Raw genomic sequence first — 21,283 nt, 5'->3', positions numbered from 1 at the left:
GGCTTAAACCTTGCTAGGGTGTTCAGATAAAAGTTAACAACACAAGTTAACGAATAAAAAGGTTCACCAACAAATAAAGAAGAAGAGATTTCATATGCGCAAGAATCTAATAACAATTGGCATAGTATTTGTTTTAAATGGATGCTCTACTCAAGTGATTGATCCCGCTCAACCCCACATAAAGGTCAATATGAGCACACAGACAATAGACAACGTATTATTTTATCCAAGTCCATTACAAGACCAAGCCCCTCAATTCGATCAAATCGTTTCAAGCGATTACTTACCTGCATTTCGACTCGGAATGAAGCAACACAATACAGAAATTGCGGCTATCGTTAATAACACCGCTTCAGCCACGTTTGACAATACTATCTCTGCAATGGAAACATCAGGTGAGCAACTAAACCGGGTCTCCCGTGCTTTTTTTAATTTATCAGCGCTAATGTCTGATGATAGCATGTTGAAAATAGAAAATAATATCCTCCCAGAACTTACCCACCACGAAGATAATATCTACCTTAATCAAGCACTTTTTTCGCGAGTAGAGAGTATTTACCAAAATAGAAATTTACTGAAAGGCGAACAAAAATACCTGACTGAAATTTATTACAATGACTTTCTTCGTGCGGGCGCCAAATTGTCATTGCAGGATCAGGTTAAAATACGCAGTATCAATACGTTACTGGCAAAAGCAAGTGCTGATTTTTCACAAAATGTGTTAGCATCATTTAAACATGATGTCATTGTGGTTAACGATAAAGCCCTACTTGATGGCTTATCGGACAATGAAATTGCTTCCCTCGCAACAGCCGCTGATTCAGCGGGTGAAAAAGGCTATATGATCACGCTAGTCAACACCACTAGACAGCCCATACTGGCAAGTTTAACCAATCGAGAGCTACGTCAAAAAATATGGCAAACGTCATCACAGCGAGCAAAAAGCAATAATGGTCCCTTAGCCATCAAAATGGCACAACTGCGTGCTGATAAAGCAGTGCTACTGGGTTACCCAACGTGGGCAGCCTATACTGTTGCCGATCAGATGGCTAAAACACCCGACGCAGTATTTGCCATCCTCGATGATCTCGTGCCTAAAGCCGTCGCCAAAACCAAAACTGAATCGCAAGACATTCGAGACATAATGAACAAAGAGGGCGCAACGTTTGAGCTACAGCCATGGGATTGGGCATTTTATGCAGAAAAAGTCCGCAAACAAAAATACAGCTTAGATGAAAGTTTAATTAAACCATATTTCGAATTTAATCGTGTATTAGAAGATGGGTTATTTTATGCCATGAACAGACTCTATGGTATCGACATAAAACCCCGTACAGATCTGCCTGTATGGCACAAAGATGTCATGGCATTCGAAGTGTTTAACAAGGATGCAAGCTCTATTGGTATTTTCTACCTCGATCCCTACGCAAGACCGGGTAAAAATGGTGGTGCTTGGATGGATGAATTTGTCACACAATCGGATCTTTTAGGTACTCATCCCGTTGTCTACAATGCACTCAATATTCCTAAGCCAGCAGCAGGAAATCCAACCTTAATGACCTTCGATGAGGTCACTACTATGTTCCATGAATTTGGTCATGCTGTTCACGGATTATTTTCCAAGGTGAAATACCCTAGTATCGCTGGGACAGCCACTGCACGTGATTTCGTCGAGTTCCCCTCTCAGTTTAATGAAGATTGGGACATCAACCCTGAAGTGATTTCTCACTATGCTAAGCATTACCAAACAGGTGAACCGATCCCGAGCGCATTATTAAATAAGATACTCGCGTCTCACAAGTTTAATCAAGGTCACGACACCACTGAGTATTTAGCAGCTGCGATTATCGATATGGAATGGCATTCAATCACGCCTAATACTCAAATAGATAATGTGGAGACATTCGAACATAACATGCTTGCCAAACACGGCATAGATTACGCACCTGTTCCTCCTCGATATAAAACCAGCTATTTTAATCACAGTTTTGGCGGTGGATACTCAGCAGGGTATTACGCTTATTTATGGACTGAAGTATTAGCGGCCGATGCTTTTTCCTATATGGCAACAACCGGCGGTTTAACACTAGAAAATGGCAATAAATATAGAGAGACCATTCTTTCAAAAGGTAATAGTCAAGATCTAATGGAAAGTTATATCCGTTTTAGAGGAGAAAAACCGAACACCGATGCCCTCCTTCTGCGCAGAGGATTGAACGACTAACGAGATCCCCCATATTATCACCATTTAATCCCCCCAAACACCATCGGCACTTGGGGGGATTTGGTCGATTAAAATGAAAGTAACCCCACTGTCATGCCCCAATCATGTCAATATATCGATATTGAGCTCAAGTGCTGCGCGCTCAACACAACAATCTTGTAAATGGGGGACGACACCGACACAAGCAGATGTCATCAGTTGATGTAAAGAAGTCAAATTTTCTTCAAGGTAGGCTATATTAGGATCAAGGATGTTACCCACCCAACCGGCTATCTTGATGCCATCAGCTAACATCGCCTCCTGGGTCAACACAGCATGATTTAAGCACCCTAACTTCACACCCACCACAAGAATAACCGGTAAAGACAGTTGCTTAACCACTTGTGAAAGAAACTGACCTTCCCCCAGTGGCAAACGCCAACCTCCCGCCCCTTCTATCAGACAGAAATCCTCTTGACTAAGTAATGAGAGTACAGGAGTCAAACTGTCACAGACTCTACTAGGAGAGATATCGACTCCCATTTTCTCTGCTGCAATATGCGGGGCGATGGCGGGCTTAAATGAAATCGGATTCACCTGTGAGTAAGCTAACTCAATACTCGATTGAGCCATTAAACTCAGTGCGTCAGCATTTCTCAACCCTAGTGGTGTTGCCTCACAATCTGAGGCAATGGGTTTAAGCCCTAAAGTGGATTTATCTGCGTTCTTAGCCTGACATAACAACGCCGAAGCGATAAAGGTTTTACCGCAATCTGTATCAGTCCCCGTCACAAAATAAATCATCTATTACCTTTTTTCGATATGTAGTCGTGCAATGTGATACGTCAAAGGTAAACCTGCCTCTTGCCGCATCCTTTCAGCTTTCACTAACTGTTTTTGCCAATCACCACGACCACGTATGCCATGGCTTAATACTGATGAAGTCGAATTAGACGGTGATGCACCAGTATGTATCGAAGCCCCGACCCCTTTAATCGAATAAAGTAAGGCTTTTAAACTAGTAAAGTAAACGGTAATGGTTTCTACCGCTGCTGACTTAATTCGCCACACCTCTGGATCAAACTGGGATGCGATATTAGGTAGACTTCTGAATGAATTAGCCCTAAACCCTAACTCTGTTAACTCAGGTAAACTGTCTTGAGCCACGATAGCTAAGTGATAATTACCGCCAGATTTAAGTGCTAAAGCGGTACTGTCAAAAGATTGCTTGATATCATCACACCACTGTAATGCCAGATTTGAATACACAGTATCGACGCTGTTTTGCGCTAAAGGGATGGCTTTAGCATCACTGCATATTGTTTGATATGTGGGGAAATGACGCTCCACCTGATCAAGCATTCCTTGCGCAATATCAAGTGCAATAACATGCTTTAAATGAATAAAATAGCTAAAATCAGTTCCGGGTCCGCAGCCAATATCCAGTAACACACCACTTGGGCTCATCTCGTTAAGCAGCTTCTGTGCTGAGATTTTCTGTAAGCTGTTATGGTGGTGATAGGTGTTCGCCGCCGCAGAAAAACACTCGGCAATGACATCTGTGTTACTTCGCTCGTTAATCCTATCAATGACTTGCTCTGATCTCATCTCTATACACTCATCTAATCACTAGCTGTCTGAATGTTCACATTCATGACGATTAACCAAGGGCCAAGGTTAACGAGTTGACTAATGTGTCAATGTCACCATGGGTATGTAACGCTGTGATCGTTATCCTCAGTCGTGCACTGCCCTTAAGCACTGTAGGAGGACGAATAGCCCCTACCCACACGCCTAAGCTTTTCAACTTCTCTGCAATGGCTAATGTGTTATCCACATCACCGATGATCAAAGGTTGGATCGGCGTCATAGACTCACTCAACCATATCTTGGCTGAAAGGCAAGATTGCTTAAAGTAAGCAATATTTTCTGCCAATTTAACTGCCCTTAACTCAGAAGTTTGTGTCAACTTTACCGCTGTCAACGCAAGGCTGGCATTAATGGGTGACAGCGCCGTCGAATAAATATATTCCCGGGCGTTCGAGACCAAAAAGTCGATAAGGAGCTGACTCCCAAGAATGGCGGCTCCTTGACACCCTAGCGCTTTACCAAAGGTCACAACCTGAATATCGGCAATGGATGCATTCACTGGTTTCATCGTCGCCGGAAGGGCTGGCTGAATCCCAAACCCGTGAGCATCATCGACAATAAAACACGTGTTATTTTCACGGCATAGACGCGATAAATCTGCCAGTGGTGCTACGTCGCCATCCATGCTGAAAATACTTTCTGTCACCAATGCTTGTGGGGCATATTTCGACATGAGTCGTTCAGCACTGGCAAGATCGTTATGCAAAAAACGTTTTAAAGTCGCCTTACTGTCCACTAAACCATCGACAATAGAGGCATGTACCCGTTTATCGGCCACCACGGTATCCCCAGTATTGAACAAGGTTTTCATCAGAGCCGTATTGGCACTAAAACCTGAACAAAAAAGCAAACCTGCTTCATGGCCTGTCACTTGGCAAAGCTGCTCCTCAAGTAACTGGTGTGCATGACCGTAACCAGTGACTAAGGGTGAAGATCCACTTCCTACGCCATATTGCTTTGCACTTAAACAAAGCGCATCTAGCATCTCTGGCGCTTGAGATAAACCCAGATAATCATTACTGCTGAAGTTGATGTGTTCCACCCCATCAACGGACAATACCATCGAAGGATATATTTGATTCACCGAAGCAGGATCTATTTTTTGTCTCACCCTCAACAACCCAGCTTGCTTAAGCTGAGTCTGTTTCATGTGCATTTTTTCAGACAATGACATGGACACTATCTCTGGGAAATGGGCACACTCATTCATGGTAAAAATACTGACTGTTCATAAGGCTGCGGCATCATAAAAAGCAGCACTTTGCTTATCTTTAATGGCATTCGCTTTAGCGGTTGCTTTTTCAAATACTGCTTTATCCTCTTCAATCGTGGCATACTTGCCTTGTTCTGGGTGCAAACCAAGACGTCTAAACAAAGCCATATCATCATTTTCTTCAGGGTTATTGGTGGTCAATAACTTACACCCATAAAAAATAGAGTTCGCACCAGCAAAAAAGCACATTGCCTGCATTTCATCGCTCATGCTTTCACGGCCAGCAGAAAGGCGTACTCGAGAATATGGCATCAAGATGCGAGCGACTGCGATGGTTCTGACAAATACTAAAGGGTCGAGATCATCGAGGTTTTCAAACGGTGTCCCCGCCACTTTCACTAACATATTAATCGGCACTGAATCTGGATGTTCCTCCATATTAGCAAGCTGCTGCAATAATCCGGCACGATCACTGGCTTGCTCCCCCATACCCACAATACCACCGGAGCAGACTTTCATGCCCGCCGCGCGTACATTGGACAAGGTATCGAGTCTATCTTGATAAGTGCGGGTGGTAATGATGTCGCCATAATATTCTGGCGAGGTGTCCAGATTATGGTTGTAATAATCTAAACCTGCTTCGGCTAATTCTCCCGCCTGATCTGGCGATATCATGCCTAATGTCATGCATGTCTCCATGCCCATAGACTTAACTTCACGCACCATATCTTTTAGATACGGCATATCACGAGCATGGGGGTTGCGCCACGCAGCTCCCATGCAAAAACGTGATGCTCCCGCCGCTTTAGCGCTACGGGCTTCAGTCAACACTTTTCCAATCTCGATTAATCGCTCTTTCTCAAGACCGGTATCATAACGTGCACTTTGAGGGCAATATTTGCAATCTTCCGGACAAGCACCGGTTTTAATCGACAGTAAACGGCTGATCTGGATCTCGTTCGGATCATAAACCTGACGATGGATCGAGTGAGCCTTAAACAATAGATCATTCATAGGTAAAGCAAACAGTGCTTCTATCTCATCACGTTGCCAATCATGGCGTATCTGCATATCCGACATTAACCTTACCCTTTCAGCTCAATATTATTTGTTTTTATCTTGCCTAGGATACCTGTAGACAGTAATCTGTCAACGACAAACCGAACACAAGGTTTACTATAGGATAATTTATGGCCAGCAATACTCATTGCAATGTCTCTGTTAATAACCATTCAATTGACTTCAATTTTGATAAACAACATATCTGGCATCCGTACACGTCGATGAATAATGCTCTGCCAGCATTCGGAGTCGCCTCAGCTACAGGCTGTGAGCTCACACTCCACGATGGGCGCAAGCTTGTTGATGGCACCAGTTCTTGGTGGGCCTGTGTTCATGGTTATAGCCACCCGACAATCATTCAAACGATGCAACATCAACTTAATACCTTGAGTCATGTCATGTTTGGCGGGATCACTCACCAGCCAGCGATTGAGTTATCGAAAAAACTGGTGAAGATCACTAGCCCTAAGCTGACTAAAGTTTTTTTGGCTGACTCAGGATCCATTGCCGTTGAAGTAGCACTAAAAATGGCATTGCAATATTGGCAAGGCCGAGAGCAGCCACAAAAACAACGGATCCTAACGGTAAAGTCCGGTTATCATGGCGATACTTTTGCAGCCATGAGCGTCTGTGATCCCGAAGGCGGTATGCATACTATGTTTGGTGATTCCGTCACTCAACACGAGTTTGTTAGCGCGCCGCAAACAAAATTTGGTCAAATTTTTGATCCAAGCGATCTTGATGAAATGCACGCAACACTCGACTCTAAGCATGACACTATCGCTGCCGTTATTATCGAGCCTATTCTGCAAGGTGCAGGCGGTATGCGCTTTTACAGCCCTGAATATTTAATCGGCCTGCGTAAATTGTGTGATGCATTTAATGTGTTACTCATCCTTGATGAAATTGCCACAGGCTTTGGCCGTACAGGTAAGCTATTCGCTTATGAGCATGCCACTAGCAATGGGGCAGTCGTTGAAGCGGATATTCTCTGCCTAGGTAAAGCGCTTACAGGTGGATATATTTCCCTGGCTGTCACCATGTGCAGTGATGAGGTCGCCCAAGGGATCAGTGACTCTCCTGCAGGCGTGTTTATGCATGGTCCTACCTTTATGGGCAATCCGCTAGCTTGTTCTGCTGCCTGTGCGAGCTTAGCACTATTGGCAAACAATGAATGGCAGCAGCAAGTTATTGATATAGAAATTCAATTAAAGGCTGAACTGGAAGAAGTCATTCATTATCCTGAAGTCAAAGATGTACGGGTGTTAGGGGCTATTGGGGTTATAGAGATGAATTCGACAGTCAATACTGCTCAATTACAACAAGAATTTGTCGATTTGGGTGTCTGGATAAGACCTTTTTCAAACCTTATCTATATTATGCCACCTTATATTATATCAAAAAAACAACTGAGCCAGTTAACAAACGCAATGAAGAAAGTGGCAAAAAATACCCTTTATTCAAATCAATCAGCAGCATTTATTAGTCATGGATAACCATCATTTCTCTCAAGCTTTTGCTTTATTGTCCTTTGGTGTATTCCCACACGACCTCAAGATGCTACATACATCTGTTTGCAGATGTCATTAAGGAGACTCAAAAGACAATCCATATCGATTATTCATGGCAACTAAGCTAAACACCATCAATGTTCGATCACGTTAATCGCAAAAAAGCACTACACTCATGATCACTCGAACCAGTTTTTCCAATTTTCATTGGCACTTTTATGGGACAAAATACCAGTATTGAGTGCATTCATGAACGTTTCAGCTTGATCCATAGTAAAACCAGCCTTCTCAAAGTTGAGCATTTGTATACTACCAATCAGTTTAAAGGGGACGGATTGCGTCCTTTGATAAAGTTCAATAGGCTCAGCTAAATCATTCGACCACGCCTTAATTAGGTACACATCTTGTTTAGTGCCATCTGCTAACTCAATCACACCTTCTTGGGCATACGCCCAAGCATCCACCGAAGCTTGCTGCTTGTCAATCGCCTTATGAGCAAGTTCTATCGCTTTTTGCTGGGTCTCAGCTTCAAAGTTTTGTACCTCCCTTTTCGCTCCAGACTGTAAAATAATGTATGGCACCATTAACTCACCATCTTGCCCGCTACCAATAAAAGCGGTATGAGCCAGCGTTAATCCTACAAAATTTCCGATTAACTCAATATTCATCAATTTTCCTTTGCTATTTATCTCATCTACTAAAAATAGACCTAATTAAGCATATTGTCGTCTACTCAATGCTAGATAACAGGTTATAAAGCATAGGTATATTCAAACATACATGATTTCATCTCATCTATCGAGTGAAAATCATTCAATTAAGAAAGTAATAAATTAATTTAACCCTTTTTGTTTTTGGTATCGTTTATAAAAGTCGGTAACTTAAAGTACATCATTTTATTTTTGGAGATTATATGAATTCATCGCCCCTTAATATTGCTAAACATGCATTAACGACGACAGCCTTAGCCATCTCACTCTTCTCTTTCAATGTCTTAGCTAATCATTCAACTCAGCCAAATGATCACAGTGAAAACAACATCACAACTCAAACTTTCACGGCATCTAATTACCAAAGACAAGAAACAACTAAGATGTTCCCTGCTCCGACAAACGGTTTAGAACAGCATATTTTAACATTACCGACTTTAGATGATGAATCTAATTACCTACTAGAGATCCAAATCGGCCAAACAAAAATGGTAGATTGTAATCAACAAGTGCTCTCAGGCGAACTCATGGAACATTCAGTAAAAGGCTGGGGGTATCATTACTATCAGGTCGATAGCATTAATGAAGGGGCCAGTACACGTATGGCTTGTATTCGTAAAGAAAGCGAGAAAGAAAGCTTCGTTCCTATTCAAGATGAACTTAAACTCAACTATGATAGCCATTTAGCTAAGGTTTTTTACCTACCCAAAGGCAGCGAACTGAGATACCGACTTTGGCGTGTAGACGGGAGCTTCCACACCTCTAAAGCCAGTGAAACGCAAACAAATTAATGTTATGCCCTTAAAATGCTAACGAGCAGGTTGGCATCTTAAGGGGACTTCAGTATAGTGCTAAAAATGAGTATTAATTAATCGATAGATTGTTAATGATACTAAGAATGAAAAGGGATTCTTATGACAATTTACATCAAATTACGTTAGCCGCATCTGTGGCTCACCTTTATGAACTTGATTGGATCACACCTAACCATAAAAGGCAGCTACTGAGCATTTTGATGTATTATAGTCAACAAGCTAGCAAATCCTAACGCAAGAAATTTAATCCAAGTCGTTTGGTTAAAAGGTCAATAAAGAAATACACTATTCCCTAGCAGTAAGCAGTATCGAATGAGCCAACACATAAGGAAATACCATGCCAACTGCCAACTTGCTGCTCCAAAATGTCACGATTGAAGGCAAACAAGGTCTACAGCAAATTTTAATTGAAAATGGAGCATTTCAAGCAATAGCCTCAATGACCGACAATCTACATTTTAGCTCTTCAAATGTCTCAGGGAAGATAATTGACGGTGAAGGTGGTATGGCCATTTCCCCGTTTTGCGAACCCCACATCCATTTAGACACCACACAAACTGCCGGTGAGCCAAGCTGGAATATCTCTGGTACATTATTTGAGGGCATTGAACGTTGGTCAGAGCGTAAGTCTATGCTTTCTATTGACGATGTGAAAAACCGAGCCAAGCAGACACTAAAGTGGCAAATCGCCAATGGTATTCAACACGTTCGTACCCATGTTGATGTTTCCGATCCATCTCTTCTTGCACTCAAAGCCATGCTTGAGGTGAAACAGGAGATGAAAGAATGGGTAGACATTCAAATCGTCGCCTTCCCACAAGAAGGCATTTTATCCTATCCCAATGGCAAGGACTTGCTTGAAGAAGCTGTCAAGTTAGGCGCAGATGTCATTGGTGCTATCCCCCACTTTGAATTCACGCGTGAATACGGTATCGACTCACTGCATTTTGTATTTGACCTTGCGCGTAAATACGACCGCATGATCGATGTTCACTGTGATGAGATTGATGATGAGCAATCACGTTTTGTCGAAACTGTCGCAGCGCTGGCTTATCAATTTAATATGGGCTCACGCGTCACCGCTAGCCATACTACAGCCATGCACTCATATAATGGAGCTTATACCTCGCGCCTGTTTCGTTTACTTAAGATGTCTGGCATTCACTTTGTCGCCAATCCTTTAGTGAATATTCACCTGCAAGGACGTTTCGATGATCACCCTAAACGTCGTGGGATCACTCGGGTCAAAGAGATGCTCGCTGCCAATATTAATGTCTGTTTTGGCCATGACGATATCTTCGATCCTTGGTATCCACTGGGCACTGCGAATATGTTACAAGTACTCCATATGGGACTGCATGTGTGTCAGATAATGGGATATGATGAGATCAACGACTCGCTGGCACTTATCTGTCATCAATCAGCACGTACTCTCAATATTCAAGACAAATACGGCATTGAAATAGGCAAGCCAGGTAGCTTACTTGTGCTTCCAGCCGATAATGGTTTCGATGCTCTGCGCCGCCAAGTCCCTGTCCGTTATTCAATACGTCACGGTAAATGCATCGCTGAAACCCAAATAGCGACCACAAAAATTCATTTAGCCGACACTGAAAACGTGACTTTTCGTCGTTAGTATTCACACCCAAAAAATTTGCAACGAGATATCAATTTTATGTATATTAATTATAGAGATAATAATACAGTAGAGTAGCAGACATACAGCACTCAATGATTGATTACGATAAGGAGATCACTTTTGATCACAATCAGAACTGCCACAGCTAAAGATGTGCAACGCATTTGGGCGATAAGAACTAACGCGATTCTAAAGGCTTGTTTATCCCATTATCCTAAAGAAATCGTCACCGCATGGGCACACTCCCCAATGCCGGATGACTTTGACAAGATATTAGTCGATTTAAATACCATCGTTGCCGAAAGTACTGACATACATGCAAAGACAACCATACTCGGTTTTGGATTTATCGATATCGAGCAAAGTCGATTTGAATCCCTTTTTGTTGACCCCAATGCTGCTGGTAAAGGTATTGGTAAACGAATAGCTAAAACATTAATCTCAAGTGCACAAAAGTCAGGATTAAGTGAACTAAAACTTTCATCAAGTCTCAATGCAGTGACGTTTTATCAAACTATTGGGTTTACTGCTTTGGAAGAAACCCGCTGGCAACACCCAGCAGGTTTTATATTGGCGTCAGTTTCCATGTCAACAAAACTGACTTCTGCAAGTTAACAATGACCAACACCACCAGCGAAACAACAACATTTGCTATCAGCCGGCTCAATACCAGTCTAGGTATCATCAGAGTCACGGGAATGTGGCAGCCAACCAGTGTCACCATGACACAAGCAGAGCTGCTGATATTAACGCTTGATATCATGGGCACTGATGGCTGGGTTGCATTAAACACCACGCTCCCCGACACAGTGATTGTTATCAAAAAATTAAACCTCGAGATATTACAGCATTTACACACCAAATCTGTGTCATCAATTTAGCCTGATTTATTCTCGTTTATGCCACAAGCCGAAAAGCACCAAAAACACTAAAATAAACACAATTAAAACAATAACCACGCACAGCGCCACAAAGAGTAAAGAATGTTACAATCAATCTCACAATTAATCTCACAAAAAAAATAAATATGATTGAAACACCAAGACTTAGATTACAGCCTCTCACCTACGACCAACTCAGTAAATATGCAATAGCCGACCACTCTTTAGAAGTGGAATTGAAGGTTAATAAAACAACAATGACCATTTCCAGTGAGCTTAAAGAGGCACTGGATAACATGATTTTACCAAATGTGGCTGATCCCGATAAAAATTACTTATATTCAACTCTTTGGTCTGTTATCGATAAACAACAAAACACCATGGTCGGAGATCTGTGCTTTTTTGGTGAGCCTAATGAAAAGGGGGAAATTGAAGTAGGTTATGGGACTTACGAAGAGTTCAGAGGTAAACGCTTTATGATTGAAGCCCTCGCAGGATTAATAGGCTGGGCAAAACAACAAGCTAACGTCAACACCATCATTGCTTCAACGGATAAAAGCAATGTGGCCTCCTATACTATTTTAGAGCGTAATCAATTTACCAAAACAGATGAGACAGATACATTATTTAACTGGCGTTTAGCGTTAACCTAAATATTTTTCACCGTCATCACTGGGATATAAAGCACTGTTAACGATATAAAAAAACAAGATAAACCTAACCAGACTTACCTTGTTTTTTATCACCACATAAATAAGTAATATCGCACCTAAATATTTATATTAAAAATAATAACCGACGTTAATATTAAGACGATGGTTAACCTCACCATCTCCGACCATTGAGCCACCAATAAACGGTTGATTCTCAGCGATAACAAAATCGACATAGGTATAGAGACCACCCGCGGTAATAGCAACACCGGTGACATTCATAAAAGTATCTTCCAAATCAGTGGATTTATCAGTCACAAGCGAGTAATCATTATAAAAGGTCAGATTTGATATTGGCCCTATGCTCACAGGTAAACTGTACGCTAGGTTCGCCATATAACTGGTTGCCTCAGCTGGAATAGAGTCATAAAAACCATAAGCACCAACCGCCATTTGCTCAACATCCATGCCATCGATATCATACTCATAACCTGTCATCTGTAACTTGGCATTCCAGCGATCATAATTTACTACACCGTGCAACGCCGCGGAGAGATGATCGCCATCTTGCTTACTTGTTAGATCCAATTGACCAACCTGAGCCGATACGCCAAGCTCAATGGCAAGATCATCAAACACTAAGTTATGGGCATAACGCACATTAACAGTATTGGTTTCTGCAGCTTCGATTTTCGGCTTACCTGTATCTGGGTCATCTCCATCGCCGCGAACACCCACCACATCATAGGAGTAGCGCTCAGTGCGATCAGAAACATACCCATCCAATCCACCTAACTCATCATTTTTGTAAAAAGCCAGATCCAGTTGGTTGGCCTCGTTTTTGTAGGTATAATTCAGGCCCATATCATAATCATCTTCAAGCCCCAAATAAAAATTAGAACTGAAAAAGAAACTATTTGATGCAAATGGTAAAATACCAAAAGGCACTTGAGTCACCCCAATTTTTCCTTGTTGATGCTCATCAAAATTGTAACCGACCCAGGCATGATGCACCACGTGCATATACTGAAACCAGCGATACTGAGCAGAAAAAATAATATCGTCGAGATTTCCGTCAACCTCGATACGAAAGACATCAAAGTCAAGGTCACCACCCCGATCTTTATTATCTTCATCGTAATCTTCATAGGAATATTGGAAACGAGCAGCGCCACCAAACTTGATAGCATTCTCCTTTTTTTCCTTACTATCGACTGCTGTTGCCCCCTTTTCTGATTCCAATTGACCAATACGGGTCTTTAGAGCTGCTATTTCTTCGTCCACCGAGGTAGAATTTGCGTTAGCGCTTAACATCACTGCAATACAAGAAGCTAATAGTGTCTTACGGATCATCATTTATCCCTTTTGTTTATCATTATGGTTTACTCTATCTTCACGCACCTTTTCATCTATTTCGTCTACTTCATCATTGTTGAAACCCGATAATACCTCTGCAAGATGTTCCCTCGAAAGTACACCTTGTAGATCCCCATCATCATCGACCACTGGAAGAGGAAATTTTGATTTCATGGTCGCTGGAATAATGCTTTCCAGCAGCGAATCTGGCGATATGGTGTTCATATCTTCTACCTTAAACTCATCCATTGGGGCTTCTTTATCTGATTTGGCAGCATCTTCCAACGCTTTCTCACACACCACCCCCTGAAAGCCGTCTTCAGTCATGTAATAAGCATAATTAGCCGGTATCCGCCTCATCTCTTTAAGCGCCTCTCCGATGGTATCTGCAGTCAAACGATATGCAGGAGGCTTCATCACGGTATCAACCGTTAAGGCACGGGGGCGATTCACATCTTTGACAAAAGCTTCAACATAATCATCAGCTGGGTTCAGTAAAATATCGACAGGCTTGCCAATCTGGACTAATTCACCATCTTTTAAAATGGCAATTCTATCTCCAATTCTCAATGCTTCATCAAGATCATGGGTGATAAAAATAATGGTTTTATTCAGATCTTTTTGCAGTTCAACCAATTGATCTTGCATCTCACTTCGGATCAATGGATCGAGTGCAGAAAATGCCTCATCCATGAGTAAGATTTCAGCATCTGTACAAAGTGCTCTAGCTAAACCAACACGTTGCTGCTGACCACCAGAAAGCTGTGATGGGTATTGGTTTCCATACCCATTGAGACCGACAATTTCTAGCCATTGATCCGCTTTGGCACTTCGACTCACTTTATCAAGTCCCTGCACCTTGAGTCCGTAAGCAACATTATCGCGCACATTACGATGAGGCATAAGCCCAAAACGTTGAAACACCATGGCCATTTTTTTACGACGAAATGCTTCTAGCTCCTTGGTATTGAGTTTCATTACGTCAATACCTTCCACCAAAATTTGCCCTTCTGTGGGATCGATAAGCCGATTGAAGTGTCGAATTAATGTGGATTTTCCTGAGCCAGATAAGCCCATAATGACAAAAATTTCGCCCTTGTGAATATCAAGATTAATCGCTTTAAGGCCTAGGGTATGACTGGTTTGGGCCAAAATACTCTCTTTCGATAAACCTTCATGTACCATAGGCATGACACTGGCTGGTTTTTTGCCAAAAACCTTATAAAGATCTCTTATCTGAATTAAAGGCTGTTTTTTCGCTTTACTAGGCATTATGTCCATCCAGCAGGTGTTTCTGAGAGCGCTTAGCATAAGCCTGTGTGGCCCTGTCAAAAATGATAGCTAACGCAACGATGGCTAAGCCATTAAAAAGACCCAGAGTAAAATACTGGTTTGTAATTGACTTGAGTACCGGCTGACCTAAACCTTTAACCCCAATCATTGATGCTATCACCACCATCCCCAGTGCCATCATAATCGTTTGATTAATCCCCGCCATGATGGTTGGGGAAGCGAGTGGCAATTGCACACCCATTAAGCGTTGCATTTTATTGGCTCCATAAGCTGTAGCAGCTTCAAGAACTTCTTTATCTACCAAGCGGATCCCCAAGTTGGTAAGGCGAATAACGGGCGGTATGGCGTAGATCACAACCGCAATCACACCGGGCACTTTACCTATGCCAAGTAACATGACCACTGGGATCAAATAAACAAATGCCGGCATGGTCTGCATTACATCTAAGATAGGGGTGACTACCGATTGAGTCCGATCACTGCGCGCCATAAAAATACCTATGGGTACGCCTAAAATGATGGCTAACATGGTACACACTGTAATAATGCTTAACGTCCGCATCGTGTCTTCCCACATACCGAAATAACCAATAAGTAAAAACGACACTATTACGCTAAAAGATAATTTCCATGAACGACTAGAAAGGTAAACTAAACCGGTAATAACCGAAAGGACTGCCCACCAGGGGGATTGCACCAGCAACTTTTCAAACCAAATAAGGAAATCGAGCATTGGACTAAAAAAAAACTCGATATTATCACCATACTCTCGAGAGAAATCACGAAATGCACTGTCTAAATATTTACGGATCGCTAACAAATCGACACGATCCATTTTAGGAAATGTGTTAAGCCAAGAAGAATCGGCCATTAATACCTCTAATTTATGTTTACATTATTTACGCGTAGAAAGGGGGGAAGTGACGAGGTCCAAAAACCTCGCCATAATCTATTTAACGGGCTTTAAGTGCTAGTTTCACTTTTGCTGCAGCATCAGCAGGAAGCCATTTTATCCATACGTCCTCATAATGAGTTAAGAAATACTCTGCTGCAATATCACCATCAGCCTGATTATCTTCCATCCAAGCAAGTAGGCTATTCATCTGGGCATTGGTAAATGCACGTCGACTAAGATAGTCAAAACCTTGAGTCGATTTTTTAGCAAAATCTGGCGTGGTAATGGTTTGCACTAATGCCTTAGGATACATGCTCACCTTAGGATCAGCGCATTGAGCTAAAGAAAGACAAGCACTGAAATGGGCTAAATCAACACCAGTACCAAAATCCACCTTCACCATTTTGTACTTACCTAGCACGGCAGTCGGCGACCAGTAATAACCAAACCAAGGCTTTTTACGTTCATAAGCACGTGCAATAGAGCCTGATAGTCCAGCCCCTGAACCGGGATCGATAAGATCAAAGCCCGCTTCATTCAACTTCAGAGCTCGGTAAAGATTTTCAGCCGAAAGCTGGCACCCCCACCCGGCAGGACATCCATAAAAGGCTCCTCTATCAGGATCTTCTGGATGATCAAAGTCAGTAACTTTGGCGATTACCCCTTCAATTGTTTTCAAGCTGGGATCGTTATCGACCATATATTGAGGCACCCAAAAACCCTCTTCTCCGCCATCAGAAAGAGATTCTCCCGCAATGACTAATCGTTTATCACTTACCCCTTTTTCAATCAGTTTTTTTACCCCGTTGCTCCATATTTCAGGTGCAATATCAGGTTGGCCTTTTTCAATCATTGAGGTGCTAGTGGGCATGGTGTCACCTGGAAGTAACTCAGCTTCGCAGCCCAAACCATGTTGAAGAATAAAACGGTCGACATTGGCAATCAGTGAAGCAGAACTCCAGTTCATATCAGCGATAGTCACCTTGCCGCATTGCTCATTTGCCAATGCCTGTTGTGCTATAGAAGTGCTTAGTAAACCAACGATTAAAATGAATTTTTTCATAGAGCTCCCTGCTCGAAGCGATGAGAATATAGCCATTACATTACACAAATAACCATTTCCATACAAGTTGACCCACTTTAAATTAACTTAATCGCATCCTTTTTTAGAGATTATAAAACAAAATTCACACTGTAATATACACGCCAGATAATTGACAAAATTAATATAGATATCAATAGCCTAAATCAACATATTCAATTCGTTAAAATAGAAATAACACAGCCAATAAATCAGCATGAAAAGTAATCGTAAAATAGTTAGAGAACGAACTGTTTTGAGACGATCAAATTCGTTTCTAAATAGGAATTCGTCACCAGAATGCGCCATAAAACCTAGTCAGTAAACACGCCCTAAAACGGTTAAAATTCCTCGAACTGTTTTGCCATTTTCACTATTTGTGTTAATGAAATACCATGACGATTACGCTTAGCACACAATGCTTGATGATGACTATCATTGGGTACGCCAACTAAAACATAACGCACCTGATAATTGAGTGATTTTGCGGCAGCTTCGTACGCCATAGACTCCCATTTAGCCAAATTAGTGTTATCGCAGATAACTATCGGCTCACCTTGTGAAATGGCATAAATAAACCCCGTTAAATTCCGCTGGTGATACTCAGGCAAACATCGAGGATCAAACTGATACTGGCCATCGCGATAAAAAAAAGTATCGGTTGAAAAGCAACCATGATTAAGGAGCCGCGCCCTGAGATGAATCGGCTGACGAGCAATGAATTCATTCACCCAATGTGACTTCCCACTTCCAGGCAAGCCACGCATAATAATGGCCACATGGTGAGCGATGTTCGCGTCCTCAACCTTCAACTCTGATGCATTCTCACTATTGTTTTTTATCATCAAATATCGCCTTTTCCGATCAAGTTATCCGTCACTGCGCAACTTAAATCACTCACCTTTCTCCCCTGAAGAATATGATTGACCAAATCAGGCAATCGTTGACTTGCCTTACCTTGTACGTGATATTGGAATTTACTATGGCGATCAGCTTCAGCTAAATTAACTTCAATGGTTTGTGCCCCATGATAATTAGCCGTATCGACAAACCCTGCTGCAGGATAAACAGTTCCAGACGTTCCAATGGCAATAAAAAGATCACAGCTATCAAGTGCATCTTGGATTCTATCAAGTCCGATAGGTATTTCACCAAACCACACCACATGAGGACGCAGTCGTTGGGCCGGTATGCAACAAGTACAAGTGTGTTCAGGCCCAAATGTGTCTTGTAACATAAATGTTTGTTGTGACTGTGGGCAACGAGATTTAAACAACTCACCATGCATATGTAACAGGCGACGAGACCCTGCACGCTCATGTAAATCATCAATGTTTTGCGTTACAATTAATAGCTCACCATTAAATTCCTGTTCAAGTTTGACTAACGCATGATGACCCTTATTAGGCGTTACCTTCCCATCGTGTAATTGAGCAATACGCGCGTTATAAAACGCCTCAACCATCACTGGGTTTCTGGCATAACCTTCGGGAGTAGCAACATCTTCAATCTTATGTTCCTCCCAAAGACCATCTTGATCTCGAAACGTGTTTATACCCGATTCAGCTGAAATACCCGCGCCAGTTAATATTACGATCTGCTGATACATCTTCAGTCCTTTCCTTTCTTATTAAAAAAGTTCACACAAAGACCCAACCATAAATCCAAAAAACGGCTAAGCGTGTTAAGTATAAAGTTGAATAACAATACAAAAAGTATGCTTAAAGCGCACCAAATATCGTTATTAATGTCCATATTTTGTAAAAAAATTGCTTATCGCACTATAATCCAAGATGAAAGGTTTATGTTTTCCATTAGTACACATATAATGAATTTTCATATACACAATTGAACCCATATTTGCTTAGGTTCCTCAATCAAGAGATTAGTAATGACAGATGGAAATCAAGCGCTAAAAAAAGCAGGTTTGAAAATTACCTTACCACGAGTCAAGATCCTAGAACTGATGCAAGTGCCTGAAAATCAGCATATCAGTGCTGAAGATCTCTATAAGAGATTACTTGATTTAGGTGAAGAGATAGGTCTCGCCACTGTCTATCGAGTGTTAAATCAATTTGATGATGCAGGTATTGTGACTCGTCACCATTTCGAAAGCGGTAAAGCCGTTTTTGAATTATCATCTCAACACCACCATGATCATCTTGTTTGCTTATCTTGTGGAAAAGTTATCGAATTCTCAGATGATATGATCGAAGCCCGTCAAGATGAAATTGCAATGAAGCACAATATCAAACTCACTAACCATAGTTTATATCTTTATGGTGTTTCGACGACCGATAAATGTGATCACGGCAAAGTATAGTCCTGGGAATTACCAGCAAAATAGTTTTACATAAAACCAGCTAACTGCTGGTTTTTTTATACCGTCACACGCTGATAGGCATACACTAAACGAACAACGATTGAGGATGCAGCATGACAATAATGCAAACTGTATACTGGCTGATTGCCACCTTAGGCAATCTATTAGCACTATATATATTAACCATTGAGATGAATGAGCTCTCAAGTCTCTTGTTGGTATTAACGTTAAGTTACACCGCTATCGGTTTTTTCGATTTAAAGTACAGCCCACACACCTTAAACCGCCTATATCCCGTTGTCGCTTATTTACGATATTTCCTAGAGTCTTACCGAACAGAAATCCAGCAATACTTTATTGCCAACGATACCGAAGAAAAACCATTTAATCGGGAACAACGCTCCCTAGTCTATCAAAGATCCAAAAATGTTCGTGATACCATCGCTTTTGGTACTCAACGGGATTTAGTCGAAGAAAACTACTTAAGCCTATGGCACTCTCTTTCCCCACAAACCATTGCTAATGGCGTTGAACTGATTCGTTTTGGAGGACCAGACTGTACTCAACCCTATGATGCCTCTTACCTCAATATTTCAGCCATGAGTTTCGGCTCATTAAGCGCCAATGCCATCGAAGCCATGAACTTAGGAGCAAAATTAGCGGGCTGCTCTCATAATACTGGTGAAGGAGGAGTCAGTCCCTACCATCTTAAACATGGAGGTGATATTGTGTGGCAAATAGGCTCAGGGTTATTTGGTTGCCGAGATAATAACGGTCACTTTAATCCTGACTCATTTCAAGATATGGCCACTCGCCCGCAAATAAAAATGATCGAAATAAAGCTTAGTCAAGGTGCTAAACCTGGACATGGCGGTGTACTCCCTAAAGCAAAGATAACCAAAGAAATAGCCGCTATCAGGCAAATATCAATGGATAAGGATTGTATTTCCCCAGCGGTGAATCCAGAATGTACGACTCCGATAGCCTTACTTAATTTTGTCAAAAAATTAAGGGATCTTAGTGGTGGAAAACCGGTTGGTTTTAAGCTTTGTATCGGTAACCCAGCTGAATTTTTAGCCATCTGTAAAGCAATGTTAATCACAGGGATCACTCCCGACTTTATTACCGTCGATGGCGCAGAAGGTGGCACTGGCGCAGCGCCTGTAGAATTCACTAACCGCTTAGGCATGGTATGCCTCGAAGGCGTGTATTTTACCCACAACGCATTGGTCGGTGTCGGTTTAAGGGACAAAATACGCATCATAGCATCAGGAAAAACAGCATCGAGTTTCGATCTGCTGTCTAAAATAGCCTTAGGCGCTGATACCGTTAACGCAGCGCGGACCATGATGATGGCACTGGGCTGTATTCAATCACGTCATTGTAATACGAATCATTGTCCGACAGGCATTGCAACACAAGATCCTGCTCGTTCAAACGCATTAAACGTCCATGATAAGAGCTTAAGAGTTAAGAACTTTCACAATAATACCTTAAAGAGTTTTTTTGAACTCGTTGGCAGTATGGGGTTATCAGATCCTGCTAAACTTACTCCACAAATGATAAAACGCCGCTCGCCTTATGGTTTATTGATATCTTGGGGCAGTTTAATTACACCTCTGGCTAATGGTGCTTTACTTGAAAACAAATGTGATGATGCTTGGTCAGCTTGGTGGGCATCATGCAATGCAGATCAATTTTACGTAGAAGACTTGTACTTCCTTAAACCCGCTGAGTTTAATCGCTGAGCATAATTCAAACAAAAAATGGATTATAACGGCAATCCTGTATTCTGAGTCCAATAAATTAAAAAGGGTTCAAAGCCCTGCATGCCATGTTGAATAATTTAGATATAGAATAACGATTAACTTCAATCATCCGCTAGCCACATGGATGTGGCGAATGTCTGTATTGATGGAGCAATTACAGCCCTTGATTTCAGGGCTTTGGATTCACGCGGAATGAACAATGACTTAATGCATTTGGTATCAGTAAATT

Annotated in this window: 20 protein-coding genes; 9 read left to right on the top strand and 11 right to left on the bottom strand. The window is 41.8% G+C overall.

What is annotated here, in order from left to right; translation table 11 throughout:
* Nucleotides 1-94: 94 nt before the first annotated feature.
* Nucleotides 95-2,224: a M3 family metallopeptidase gene (locus HQQ94_RS10055; protein WP_173294296.1), complete on the top strand. Its 2,130-nt coding sequence runs from the start codon at nucleotides 95-97 to the stop codon at nucleotides 2,222-2,224.
* 102 nt (nucleotides 2,225-2,326) lie between these two features.
* Here HQQ94_RS10055 and bioD read toward each other — a convergent pair whose 3' ends face one another.
* Genes bioD through bioB form a run of 4 tightly spaced genes read right to left on the bottom strand, consistent with a single transcriptional unit; the run spans nucleotide 2,327 to nucleotide 6,146 of the window.
* Nucleotides 2,327-3,004, bottom strand: a complete 678-nt coding sequence (bioD, locus tag HQQ94_RS10050) for a dethiobiotin synthase (protein WP_173296598.1) — start codon at nucleotides 3,002-3,004, stop codon at nucleotides 2,327-2,329.
* A gap of 6 nt (nucleotides 3,005-3,010) precedes the next feature.
* Nucleotides 3,011-3,811 (bottom strand): methyltransferase domain-containing protein, encoded by an 801-nt coding sequence (locus HQQ94_RS10045; RefSeq protein ID WP_173294295.1) that lies wholly within the window; start codon nucleotides 3,809-3,811, stop codon nucleotides 3,011-3,013.
* 52 nt (nucleotides 3,812-3,863) lie between these two features.
* The gene (locus tag HQQ94_RS10040) at nucleotides 3,864-5,033 is read right to left on the bottom strand and encodes an aminotransferase class I/II-fold pyridoxal phosphate-dependent enzyme (protein WP_375335717.1); all 1,170 of its coding nucleotides are present in this window, start codon (nucleotides 5,031-5,033) and stop codon (nucleotides 3,864-3,866) included.
* Between the two features lie 48 nt (nucleotides 5,034-5,081).
* Nucleotides 5,082-6,146, bottom strand: a complete 1,065-nt coding sequence (gene bioB / locus HQQ94_RS10035; protein ID WP_173294293.1) for a biotin synthase BioB — start codon at nucleotides 6,144-6,146, stop codon at nucleotides 5,082-5,084.
* A 110-nt stretch (nucleotides 6,147-6,256) separates the two neighbouring features.
* Between bioB and bioA the strand changes: the two genes are divergently transcribed.
* On the top strand, nucleotides 6,257-7,624 hold the full coding sequence (bioA, locus tag HQQ94_RS10030; RefSeq protein WP_173294292.1) for an adenosylmethionine--8-amino-7-oxononanoate transaminase: 1,368 nt from the start codon (nucleotides 6,257-6,259) through the stop codon (nucleotides 7,622-7,624).
* 194 nt (nucleotides 7,625-7,818) lie between these two features.
* Here bioA and HQQ94_RS10025 read toward each other — a convergent pair whose 3' ends face one another.
* Entirely contained in the window at nucleotides 7,819-8,307 is a 489-nt protein-coding gene (locus HQQ94_RS10025) for a hypothetical protein (protein WP_173294291.1), read from the bottom strand.
* Between the two features lie 245 nt (nucleotides 8,308-8,552).
* On the opposite strand from HQQ94_RS10025, the gene eco reads away from it, so the two are divergent.
* The 5 genes from eco to HQQ94_RS10000 all read left to right on the top strand — a co-directional run bounded on the left by eco (nucleotide 8,553) and on the right by HQQ94_RS10000 (nucleotide 12,337).
* Nucleotides 8,553-9,140, top strand: coding sequence for a serine protease inhibitor ecotin (eco, locus tag HQQ94_RS10020; protein ID WP_173294290.1), 588 nt, complete (start codon nucleotides 8,553-8,555; stop codon nucleotides 9,138-9,140).
* A gap of 361 nt (nucleotides 9,141-9,501) precedes the next feature.
* Nucleotides 9,502-10,800 (top strand): cytosine deaminase, encoded by a 1,299-nt coding sequence (locus HQQ94_RS10015; RefSeq protein ID WP_173294289.1) that lies wholly within the window; start codon nucleotides 9,502-9,504, stop codon nucleotides 10,798-10,800.
* A 123-nt stretch (nucleotides 10,801-10,923) separates the two neighbouring features.
* The gene (locus HQQ94_RS10010) at nucleotides 10,924-11,418 is read left to right on the top strand and encodes a GNAT family N-acetyltransferase (RefSeq protein WP_173294288.1); all 495 of its coding nucleotides are present in this window, start codon (nucleotides 10,924-10,926) and stop codon (nucleotides 11,416-11,418) included.
* 2 nt (nucleotides 11,419-11,420) lie between these two features.
* Nucleotides 11,421-11,684: a hypothetical protein gene (locus tag HQQ94_RS10005; RefSeq protein WP_173294287.1), complete on the top strand. Its 264-nt coding sequence runs from the start codon at nucleotides 11,421-11,423 to the stop codon at nucleotides 11,682-11,684.
* A gap of 146 nt (nucleotides 11,685-11,830) precedes the next feature.
* Nucleotides 11,831-12,337 (top strand): GNAT family N-acetyltransferase, encoded by a 507-nt coding sequence (locus HQQ94_RS10000; protein ID WP_173294286.1) that lies wholly within the window; start codon nucleotides 11,831-11,833, stop codon nucleotides 12,335-12,337.
* Between the two features lie 129 nt (nucleotides 12,338-12,466).
* Here HQQ94_RS10000 and HQQ94_RS09995 read toward each other — a convergent pair whose 3' ends face one another.
* From HQQ94_RS09995 to cobB, 6 genes are all read right to left on the bottom strand, one after another.
* A complete protein-coding gene (locus HQQ94_RS09995; protein ID WP_173296597.1) occupies nucleotides 12,467-13,690 on the bottom strand; it encodes a carbohydrate porin in 1,224 nt (407 codons plus the stop codon).
* Nucleotides 13,691-13,693: 3 nt separating this feature from the next.
* Entirely contained in the window at nucleotides 13,694-14,965 is a 1,272-nt protein-coding gene (locus HQQ94_RS09990) for a glycine betaine/L-proline ABC transporter ATP-binding protein (protein WP_173294285.1), read from the bottom strand.
* A complete protein-coding gene (locus HQQ94_RS09985) occupies nucleotides 14,958-15,857 on the bottom strand; it encodes a proline/glycine betaine ABC transporter permease (protein ID WP_173294284.1) in 900 nt (299 codons plus the stop codon). Before HQQ94_RS09985 ends, HQQ94_RS09990 begins: the two co-directional genes overlap by 8 nt.
* Before the next feature lie 82 nt (nucleotides 15,858-15,939).
* On the bottom strand, nucleotides 15,940-16,944 hold the full coding sequence (locus HQQ94_RS09980; protein ID WP_173294283.1) for an ABC transporter substrate-binding protein: 1,005 nt from the start codon (nucleotides 16,942-16,944) through the stop codon (nucleotides 15,940-15,942).
* 359 nt (nucleotides 16,945-17,303) lie between these two features.
* On the bottom strand, nucleotides 17,304-17,753 hold the full coding sequence (locus HQQ94_RS09975) for an AAA family ATPase (protein ID WP_173296596.1): 450 nt from the start codon (nucleotides 17,751-17,753) through the stop codon (nucleotides 17,304-17,306).
* A 53-nt stretch (nucleotides 17,754-17,806) separates the two neighbouring features.
* Nucleotides 17,807-18,571 carry a Sir2 family NAD+-dependent deacetylase gene (cobB, locus tag HQQ94_RS09970; protein WP_173294282.1) on the bottom strand — a complete coding sequence of 255 codons (765 nt, stop codon included), beginning with the start codon at nucleotides 18,569-18,571 and terminating at the stop codon, nucleotides 17,807-17,809.
* A 282-nt stretch (nucleotides 18,572-18,853) separates the two neighbouring features.
* On the opposite strand from cobB, the gene fur reads away from it, so the two are divergent.
* A complete protein-coding gene (gene fur, locus HQQ94_RS09965) occupies nucleotides 18,854-19,285 on the top strand; it encodes a ferric iron uptake transcriptional regulator (RefSeq protein ID WP_173294281.1) in 432 nt (143 codons plus the stop codon).
* A 113-nt stretch (nucleotides 19,286-19,398) separates the two neighbouring features.
* Nucleotides 19,399-21,033: an FMN-binding glutamate synthase family protein gene (locus tag HQQ94_RS09960; protein ID WP_173294280.1), complete on the top strand. Its 1,635-nt coding sequence runs from the start codon at nucleotides 19,399-19,401 to the stop codon at nucleotides 21,031-21,033.
* The last annotated feature ends 250 nt before the right edge of the window (nucleotides 21,034-21,283 follow it).

Source organism: Shewanella sp. VB17, from assembly GCF_013248905.1.
Lineage (GTDB): Bacteria > Pseudomonadota > Gammaproteobacteria > Enterobacterales > Shewanellaceae > Shewanella.
The sequence above is the reverse complement of the archived record's forward strand: the minus strand, read 5'-3'. Positions and strand labels throughout refer to the sequence as shown.

Excerpts from the sequence above, each read along its gene's own strand:
- HQQ94_RS10055 (WP_173294296.1), top strand. The coding sequence starts at position 95 with ATGCGCAAGAATCTAATAACAATTGGCATAGTATTTGTTTTAAATGGA.
- HQQ94_RS10045 (WP_173294295.1), bottom strand. The coding sequence starts at position 3,811 with ATGAGATCAGAGCAAGTCATTGATAGGATTAACGAGCGAAGTAACACA.
- bioB (WP_173294293.1), bottom strand. The coding sequence starts at position 6,146 with ATGTCGGATATGCAGATACGCCATGATTGGCAACGTGATGAGATAGAA.
- bioA (WP_173294292.1), top strand. The coding sequence starts at position 6,257 with ATGGCCAGCAATACTCATTGCAATGTCTCTGTTAATAACCATTCAATT.
- HQQ94_RS10025 (WP_173294291.1), bottom strand. The coding sequence starts at position 8,307 with ATGAATATTGAGTTAATCGGAAATTTTGTAGGATTAACGCTGGCTCAT.
- eco (WP_173294290.1), top strand. The coding sequence starts at position 8,553 with ATGAATTCATCGCCCCTTAATATTGCTAAACATGCATTAACGACGACA.
- HQQ94_RS10015 (WP_173294289.1), top strand. The coding sequence starts at position 9,502 with ATGCCAACTGCCAACTTGCTGCTCCAAAATGTCACGATTGAAGGCAAA.
- HQQ94_RS10005 (WP_173294287.1), top strand. The coding sequence starts at position 11,421 with ATGACCAACACCACCAGCGAAACAACAACATTTGCTATCAGCCGGCTC.
- HQQ94_RS10000 (WP_173294286.1), top strand. The coding sequence starts at position 11,831 with ATGATTGAAACACCAAGACTTAGATTACAGCCTCTCACCTACGACCAA.
- HQQ94_RS09995 (WP_173296597.1), bottom strand. The coding sequence starts at position 13,690 with ATGATCCGTAAGACACTATTAGCTTCTTGTATTGCAGTGATGTTAAGC.
- HQQ94_RS09990 (WP_173294285.1), bottom strand. The coding sequence starts at position 14,965 with ATGCCTAGTAAAGCGAAAAAACAGCCTTTAATTCAGATAAGAGATCTT.
- HQQ94_RS09985 (WP_173294284.1), bottom strand. The coding sequence starts at position 15,857 with ATGGCCGATTCTTCTTGGCTTAACACATTTCCTAAAATGGATCGTGTC.
- HQQ94_RS09980 (WP_173294283.1), bottom strand. The coding sequence starts at position 16,944 with ATGAAAAAATTCATTTTAATCGTTGGTTTACTAAGCACTTCTATAGCA.
- cobB (WP_173294282.1), bottom strand. The coding sequence starts at position 18,571 with ATGTATCAGCAGATCGTAATATTAACTGGCGCGGGTATTTCAGCTGAA.
- fur (WP_173294281.1), top strand. The coding sequence starts at position 18,854 with ATGACAGATGGAAATCAAGCGCTAAAAAAAGCAGGTTTGAAAATTACC.
- HQQ94_RS09960 (WP_173294280.1), top strand. The coding sequence starts at position 19,399 with ATGACAATAATGCAAACTGTATACTGGCTGATTGCCACCTTAGGCAAT.